Below are 7244 nucleotides of genomic sequence, written 5' to 3'. Positions count from 1 at the left end.
AGCCTGCTGGCGATGGACTTCAACGATGACGCGCCCTGTCTGGGTGATCGCGGTGTCTGGGCATTCATCGCCAGCAGGCTGGCTCCCACAGGGGGAATGTGTACGCGAGAAGAATCAGGTCGGCTTTAAGGCCGCCTCGCTTTTGATTTGGCTTTTGATTTTCTTGCCCCCTTGTAAGGCCCACGGAGCAGGACCGGAGCGAGGGCATGCCGAGCCTTAGCGAGGCACCGAACGAAAGGGGCAAGAGCGCTTGGTTACTTGGCGCTCTTCCAAGTGACTCGCCGTAAGGGCGAAACCAATAGCCGCCGTTACCGAAGAAACGGATATGCCCCCAACTACTCTTTGTCGTTGCTGTAATTCATAATCGACAACAACCGAATCGGTACCTGCACCAATTCCTCGGGACCATGAGGAATCTCGCCTTCAAACGTCAAACTGTCACCAGCCTCCATCCGATAAAGCTGATTCCCATGACGATAAATCAGCTCCCCTTCCAGCAAGTGCAAAAACTCAGTCCCCGGATGCGCAAAGGTCGGAAACTCCTCGCTCGCATCGTCCATGCTCACCATGTACGCCTCGAAACTCTTTTTCGGGCCCCGGGTGTGATTGAGTAAATGATACGTGTGGCCCTTTTCGGTGCCCCGGCGCACCACTTCCATGCCTTGATCCGCCTTGACCAACAGCGCGCTGCCGTCCTGCTGATCGTATTCACTGAACAACTTCGACAGGGGCAAGCCGAGCACGTCGCACAGCCGGCTCAAGGTATCGAGGCTGGTGGACACCTGGGCGTTTTCGATTTTGCTCAACATGCCCTGGCTGATGTCGGCAATCTTGGCCACGTCCGACAGTTTCAAATCCTGTGCCTGGCGCTGGCGCTTGATCTGCAGGCCCAGGTATTGCTCGAGCTTGAGGCGTGGAGCGATTTCGGTCGACATAGTTATCAGATCCTGCACACTTTCCGTTCAGTAATAATAGTTTCGCACTGAGAAAGTGCAACCACTGGGCGTCAGGCTAACGGATCGCCCGCCGTATTCCCACAGGGAAAAGAATTTTCCCATATATACAGAACAAAAGCGCTTTTAGCGGCACATCAACGCCTCACTCGCGAATCTGGCAAGGGCCTTGCATTCCTATTGGGAAACTAACTTTCTTTTTAGGAATAAAAAGCCGGTTAAGGCCCATCCACAATGTTTTACCTTTCGCGAGGAGTGACGAGCAATGTTGCCAGCAGAAACCCAGCGCATCATCGACAAGCACGGGATCAAGTACGTGCTTGCGCAGTTTGTGGATATTCACGGGGCGGCCAAAACCAAGTCGGTGCCGATCTGTGGGCTCAAGGCGGTGGCCGAAGAGGGAGCGGGTTTTGCCGGCTTCGCCATCAGCGGCATGGGCATGGAGCCCCACGGTCCGGATTTCATGGCGCGCGGCGACTTGTCCACCCTGACGCCGGTGCCGTGGCAGCCGGGTTATGGCCGCGTGGTGTGCATCGGTCACGTCAACGGCCAGCCGCATCCCTATGACAGCCGTTATGTGCTGCAACAGCAGGTCCGCCGCCTGGAAGACAAGGGCTGGACGCTGAATACCGGCCTGGAGCCCGAGTTCAACCTGATGCGGCGTGACGAGCAGGGCAAGCTGCAATTGGTGGACCCCAGCGACAACCTCGACAAGCCTTGCTACGACTACAAAGGCCTGTCGCGCTCCCGGGTGTTTCTTGAACGGCTGACGGAGGCCTTGCAAGCCGTGGATTTCGAGGTCTATCAAATCGACCACGAAGACGCCAACGGCCAGTTCGAGATCAACTACACCTACAGCGACGCCATGACCTCGGCGGACCGCTTTACCTTCTTCCGCATGGCCGCCGGCGAGATCGCCAATGACCTGGGCATGATCTGCTCGTTCATGCCCAAGCCCGACCCGAAACGCGCCGGCAACGGCATGCACTTCCACTTGTCGATCAGCAGCGCCGACAACAAGAACCTGTTCCATGACGCCAGCGACCCGAGCGGCATGGGCCTGTCAAAAATGGCCTATCACTTTGCCGCCGGCCTGCTTGCCCATGGCCCGGCGCTCTGTGCCTTTGCGGCGCCGACGGTCAACTCCTACAAGCGTCTGGTGGTGGGCAATTCGTTGTCCGGCGCGACCTGGGCGCCAGCCTTCATAGCCTTCGGCGCCAACAACCGTTCAGCGATGGTGCGGGTGCCTTACGGCCGCCTCGAATTCCGTCTGCCGGATGCCGGTTGCAACCCTTATCTGGTCAGCGCCGCGATCATCGCTGCCGGCCTCGACGGTATCGATCGTCAGCTGGAAATCGACCATGTCTGCAACGAAAACCTCTACAGCCTGAGCCTGGAACAGATCGCCGCACGGGGCATCAAGACCCTGCCGCAATCGCTCAAGGAAGCGTGCGATGCGCTGGAAGCCGACCCGCTGTTTGCCGAAGTGCTGGGCCCGCAGATCGTGGGCGAGTTCATCAAGCTCAAGCGCATGGAATGGGTGGAATACAGCCGCCACGTCTCCGACTGGGAGATCCAGCGCTACACCGAATTTTTCTGACTTTTTATCTAGGCACCCGGCACGGCGCCGGGCGTTCACTGCCTCCGAAGGAGACTTGATATGTGTGGAATCGTAGGTCTTTATTTGAAAAATCCGCAGCTGGAATCCCAGCTCGGCAAGCTGTTCGAGCCCATGCTCGAGGCCATGACCGACCGTGGCCCTGACAGCGCCGGCTTCGCCATTTATGGCGATGAAGTGGCGGATGGCTGGGTCAAGCTGACCTTGCAGGCCACCACCGAAGGCTTCGACTGGACAACCCTGATGGGCGAGCTCGAAGGGCGTCTTGGCTGCTCACTGGATTGGTTCCAGAACGCCAGCGCTGCCGTGCTTAAAATCAATGCCGGCGAAGCCCCGGTCCGTCAGGCCCTGGCAGAACTGGCGCCGAGCCTGCGCATCATGAGCGCCGGGCAGAGCATCGAGATCCTCAAGGGCATGGGCCTGCCCCGGCAGATTTCCCAGCGTTTCGGCCTGGCCAGCATGAAGGGCAGCCACATCATCGGCCACACCCGCATGGCCACCGAAAGCGCGGTGACCATGGAAGGCAGCCATCCGTTTTCCACCGGCGCCGACCTGTGCCTGGTCCACAACGGCTCGCTGTCGAACCACTTCCGCCTGCGTCAGGAACTCAAGCGCGAAGGCATTCATTTCGAAACCGACAACGACACCGAAGTGGCCGCCGGTTACCTGACCTGGCGCCTGCAACAGGGCGACTCGCTGAAAGAGGCGCTGGATCATTCGCTGGAAGACCTCGACGGTTTCTTCACCTTTGCCATCGGCACCCGTAACGGTTTCGCGGTGATCCGCGACCCGGTCGCGTGCAAACCGGCGATCCTCGCCGAGACCGATGACTACGTCGCCATGGCGTCTGAATACCAGGCCCTGTCGAGCCTGCCGGGTATCGAAAACGCCCGGATCTGGGAGCCGGCGCCGGCCACTCTGTACATCTGGGAACGCGAGTCAGCTTAAGGAGCGCACACATGAAAACCATCGATCTTTCCACTGCCACCGTGCGTGACCTCAATCAGGCGCTGCACGATCAGGTCAACAACGTGACCGATCACGAGTGGGTCGTGACTCACTCGAACGGCAAGCACAACCTCGCCGTCGGCGTGAATGAAGCTGTCTCCATCGATATCCAGGGCCATGCCGGTTACTACTGTGCGGGCATGAATCAAAAGGCGTCGATCACCGTTCACGGCAACGTGGGTGTTGGCTGCGCCGAGAACATGATGTCCGGTTACGTCCGGGTCAAAGGCAGCGCCTCGCAGGCGGCCGGCGCCACGGCGCATGGCGGTTTGCTGGTGATCGAAGGCGACGCCGGGGCGCGTTGCGGGATTTCCATGAAGGGTATCGACATCGTCGTCGGTGGCAGCATCGGCCACATGAGCTGCTTCATGGGGCAGGCCGGACGTCTGGTGGTGTGCGGTGATGCCGGGGATGCGCTGGGCGATTCGCTGTACGAAACCCACATCTACGTCAAAGGCACGGTCGAGTCCCTGGGCTCCGATTGCATTGAGAAAGAGATGCGCGCCGAGCACCTGCAAGAGCTGCAAGAACTGTTGAACCGCGCTGGTTTTGACCACACGGCGGCTGACTTCAAGCGCTACGGTTCAGCCCGTCAGCTGTACAACTTCAAAGTCGATAACGCGTCCGCGTACTGATCCGCGCGAGGAGAATAGATATGAGCGACAAAACCACTCCGGTACTGCGTGAGTCGGCCACTTTCGACCGCCTGACCATCCAGGAAATCCAGCGTGCCGCCGAGACCGGGATCTACGACATTCGCGGCGGTGGCACCAAGCGAAAGCTGCCGCACTTCGATGACTTGCTGCTGCTCGGCGCCAGCGTTTCGCGCTACCCGCTTGAAGGTTATCGAGAGAAGTGTGGCACCGATGTGATCCTCGGCAATCGCTTCGCCAAGAAACCGATTCACCTGAAAATCCCCGTGACCATCGCCGGCATGAGCTTCGGTGCGTTGTCGGCCAACGCCAAGGAAGCCCTGGGCCGTGGTGCCACCATCGCCGGCACCAGCACCACCACCGGGGACGGCGGCATGACCCCTGAAGAGCGCGGCCAGTCGCAGCATTTGGTCTATCAGTATTTGCCTTCCCGTTACGGCATGAACCCGGATGACCTGCGCAAGGCAGACGCGATTGAAATCGTCCTGGGGCAGGGCGCCAAACCGGGCGGCGGCGGCATGCTGCTGGGCATGAAAGTCACTGAGCGCGTGGCCGGTATGCGCACCTTGCCGATTGGCGTCGACCAGCGCAGCGCCTGCCGTCACCCGGACTGGACCGGGCCGGATGACTTGGCGATCAAGATTGCCGAGCTGCGGGAAATCACCGATTGGGAAAAACCGATCTACGTGAAAATCGGCGCGAGCCGGCCGTACTACGACGTCAAACTGGCCGTGAAAGCCGGGGCGGACGTGATTGTGCTCGACGGTATGCAAGGGGGGACTGCAGCGACTCAGGAAGTGTTCATCGAGCACGTCGGGCTGCCGATTTTGTCGGCCATCCCGCAAGCGGTACAGGCTTTGCAAGAGATGGGCATGCACCGCAAGGTTCAGCTGATCGTTTCCGGCGGCATTCGTAACGGTGCCGATGTGGCCAAGGCCATGGCATTGGGGGCGGACGCGGTGGCGATTGGTACGGCGGCGCTGATTGCGTTGGGCGATAACCATCCACGCCTGGACGAGGAACTGAAGAAAATCGGCTCGGCGGCCGGTTTCTATGATGACTGGCAAAACGGCCGCGACCCGGCCGGGATCACCACGCAGGACCCGGAATTGTCCAAGCGACTGGACCCGGTGGAAGGCGGTCGACGTCTGGCCAACTACCTGCGCGTGCTGGTGCTGGAAGCCCAGACGATGGCCCGGGCGTGTGGCAAGTCGCACTTGCATAACCTCGATCCTGAGGACCTGGTGGCGTTGACGGTGGAGTCGGCGGCCATGGCGCGAGTGCCGTTGGCAGGGACCAGCTGGATTCCGGGTTCGGGTACCGGCTACTGAGATTCCCCTTTGTATGAGCCAGCCTGCTGGCGATGGTGTCTATGAGGCCGCCGTCGCCAGCAGGCTGGCTCCCACAGGGTGGTAGGCGTTAATTCTTCGAAGAGACCTCAAAGGTCCGTGGCGTTGTTACTTGCTGGCTGCCAGACACTTTCCATTCTTTTGCAGGAGCTTTGAAAATGGTCAATCGTCTTCTCGGCAAATCCCTTCTAGGCCTGCTGGCGGCCGGGGCGCTTGTGCCGCTGGCCCAGGCGGCCGATGCACCCACATTGAACACGGGCAGCACCGCCTGGATGGTCACCGCCGCCGTGCTGGTGCTGTTCATGTGCCTGCCGGGCCTCGCGTTGTTTTATGGCGGCCTGGTGCGGGCCAAGAACATGCTTTCGCTGTTTACCCAGTGCTTTGGCATCGCCGGCCTGGTCGGTGTGCTGTGGGTCATCTATGGCTACAGCATGGTGGTCGACACGACCGGCATGGTTGAGGGGCAAGTGACGTTCAACAGCTTCGTCGGCGGATTAAGCCGCGCCTTCCTGGCCGGCATGACCCCGGAAAGCCTGGTCGGCGACATTCCGGAAGGCGTGTTTGTGACCTTTCAGATGACCTTCGCGATCATCACCCCGGCGCTGATTGCCGGTGCCTTCGCCGAACGCATGAAGTTTTCGGCGGCGCTGTGGTTCATGGCGCTGTGGTTCACCCTGGTGTACGCCCCGGTGGCGCATATGGTGTGGGGCGGTTCGGGCGCGTTGATGCATAACTGGGGTGTGCTGGATTTCGCCGGCGGCACCGCCGTGCACATCAATGCGGGCGTTGCCGCGCTGGCCGCGTGCCTGATCCTCGGCAAGCGCAAGGGCTATCAGAATGCACCGATGCCAGCCCACAACCTGAGCCTGACCATGGCCGGCGCGGCGATGCTCTGGGTCGGCTGGTTCGGCTTCAACATCGGCTCCGGCGGCGGCCTCAACGGCACCTCCGGCATTGTCATGCTCAACACCCAACTGGGCGCTTGCGCGGGCATCCTCGGCTGGATGTTCACCGAGTGGTTCAAGGTCGGCAAACCAAGTGCGCTGGGCCTGGCCAGTGGTGCCTTGGCCGGCCTGGTCGGCATCACCCCGGCGTGCGCGTATGTGGGCGTGGGCGGGGCGTTGGCGATCGGTCTGCTGTGCGGCGTGTTCTGCTACCTGAGCGTCACCGTGCTCAAGCGTCGCTTCGGTTATGACGACAGCCTCGACGTCTTTGGCCTGCACGGCATCGGCGGGATGATTGGCGCGGTGCTGACCGGCGTGTTCTGCGTTCCATCGATGGGCGGCCTGGTGGAAGGCGTTTCCATGGGCGGTCAGGTCCTGGCGCAAATCAAGGGCGTGGCATTGACGACGGTGTATTGCTTCGCCATCAGCTGGATCATCCTCAAGGTAATCAACGCGGTGATTGGCTTGCGTGCCGACGAGTCGGTGGAAGAGATGGGGCTGGATCTGGCTGAGCACAATGAGAGTGCTTACAACCACTGAGACCGGCGAAAAACAGGGCAGGAGCGAACCGGCTCCGGGCGGCGTTCCGACGATGGCGGTGTGTCAGTCGCCATTGATGTGAATTTGCTGGCCTCATCGCGGGCAAGCCCGCTCCCACAGTTATTTCGGGTGTTTACAAATGTGGTGTACACCAGAGATCACTGTGGGAGCGGGCTTGC

At 60.7% G+C, this 7244-nt stretch carries 6 protein-coding genes; 5 read left to right on the top strand and 1 reads right to left on the bottom strand.

Features of this window, described 5'->3' with window-relative positions; all coding sequences use genetic code 11:
- Positions 1–335 precede the first annotated feature (335 nt).
- Positions 336–935: a helix-turn-helix domain-containing protein gene (locus tag EJA72_RS04035; protein ID WP_157710252.1), complete on the bottom strand. Its 600-nt coding sequence runs from the start codon at positions 933–935 to the stop codon at positions 336–338.
- A gap of 283 nt (positions 936–1218) precedes the next feature.
- On the opposite strand from EJA72_RS04035, the gene glnT reads away from it, so the two are divergent.
- From glnT to EJA72_RS04010, 5 genes are all read left to right on the top strand, one after another.
- Positions 1219–2553: a type III glutamate--ammonia ligase gene (gene glnT, locus EJA72_RS04030; protein ID WP_157710251.1), complete on the top strand. Its 1335-nt coding sequence runs from the start codon at positions 1219–1221 to the stop codon at positions 2551–2553.
- A gap of 60 nt (positions 2554–2613) precedes the next feature.
- On the top strand, positions 2614–3519 hold the full coding sequence (locus tag EJA72_RS04025; protein ID WP_157710250.1) for a glutamine amidotransferase family protein: 906 nt from the start codon (positions 2614–2616) through the stop codon (positions 3517–3519).
- An 11-nt stretch (positions 3520–3530) separates the two neighbouring features.
- Positions 3531–4214, top strand: coding sequence for a protein glxC (locus tag EJA72_RS04020; protein ID WP_157710249.1), 684 nt, complete (start codon positions 3531–3533; stop codon positions 4212–4214).
- 20 nt (positions 4215–4234) lie between these two features.
- Positions 4235–5563 carry an FMN-binding glutamate synthase family protein gene (locus EJA72_RS04015; RefSeq protein ID WP_157710248.1) on the top strand — a complete coding sequence of 443 codons (1329 nt, stop codon included), beginning with the start codon at positions 4235–4237 and terminating at the stop codon, positions 5561–5563.
- 176 nt (positions 5564–5739) lie between these two features.
- Positions 5740–7065, top strand: coding sequence for an ammonium transporter (locus EJA72_RS04010; RefSeq protein ID WP_157710247.1), 1326 nt, complete (start codon positions 5740–5742; stop codon positions 7063–7065).
- The last annotated feature ends 179 nt before the right edge of the window (positions 7066–7244 follow it).

It is taken from the genome of Pseudomonas sp. PB120 (assembly GCF_009761815.1).
Classification (GTDB): Bacteria; Pseudomonadota; Gammaproteobacteria; order Pseudomonadales; family Pseudomonadaceae; genus Aquipseudomonas.
The sequence above is the reverse complement of the archived record's forward strand: the minus strand, read 5'-3'. Positions and strand labels throughout refer to the sequence as shown.

Excerpts from the sequence above, each read along its gene's own strand:
- EJA72_RS04035 (WP_157710252.1), bottom strand. The coding sequence starts at position 935 with ATGTCGACCGAAATCGCTCCACGCCTCAAGCTCGAGCAATACCTGGGC.
- glnT (WP_157710251.1), top strand. The coding sequence starts at position 1,219 with ATGTTGCCAGCAGAAACCCAGCGCATCATCGACAAGCACGGGATCAAG.
- EJA72_RS04025 (WP_157710250.1), top strand. The coding sequence starts at position 2,614 with ATGTGTGGAATCGTAGGTCTTTATTTGAAAAATCCGCAGCTGGAATCC.
- EJA72_RS04020 (WP_157710249.1), top strand. The coding sequence starts at position 3,531 with ATGAAAACCATCGATCTTTCCACTGCCACCGTGCGTGACCTCAATCAG.
- EJA72_RS04015 (WP_157710248.1), top strand. The coding sequence starts at position 4,235 with ATGAGCGACAAAACCACTCCGGTACTGCGTGAGTCGGCCACTTTCGAC.
- EJA72_RS04010 (WP_157710247.1), top strand. The coding sequence starts at position 5,740 with ATGGTCAATCGTCTTCTCGGCAAATCCCTTCTAGGCCTGCTGGCGGCC.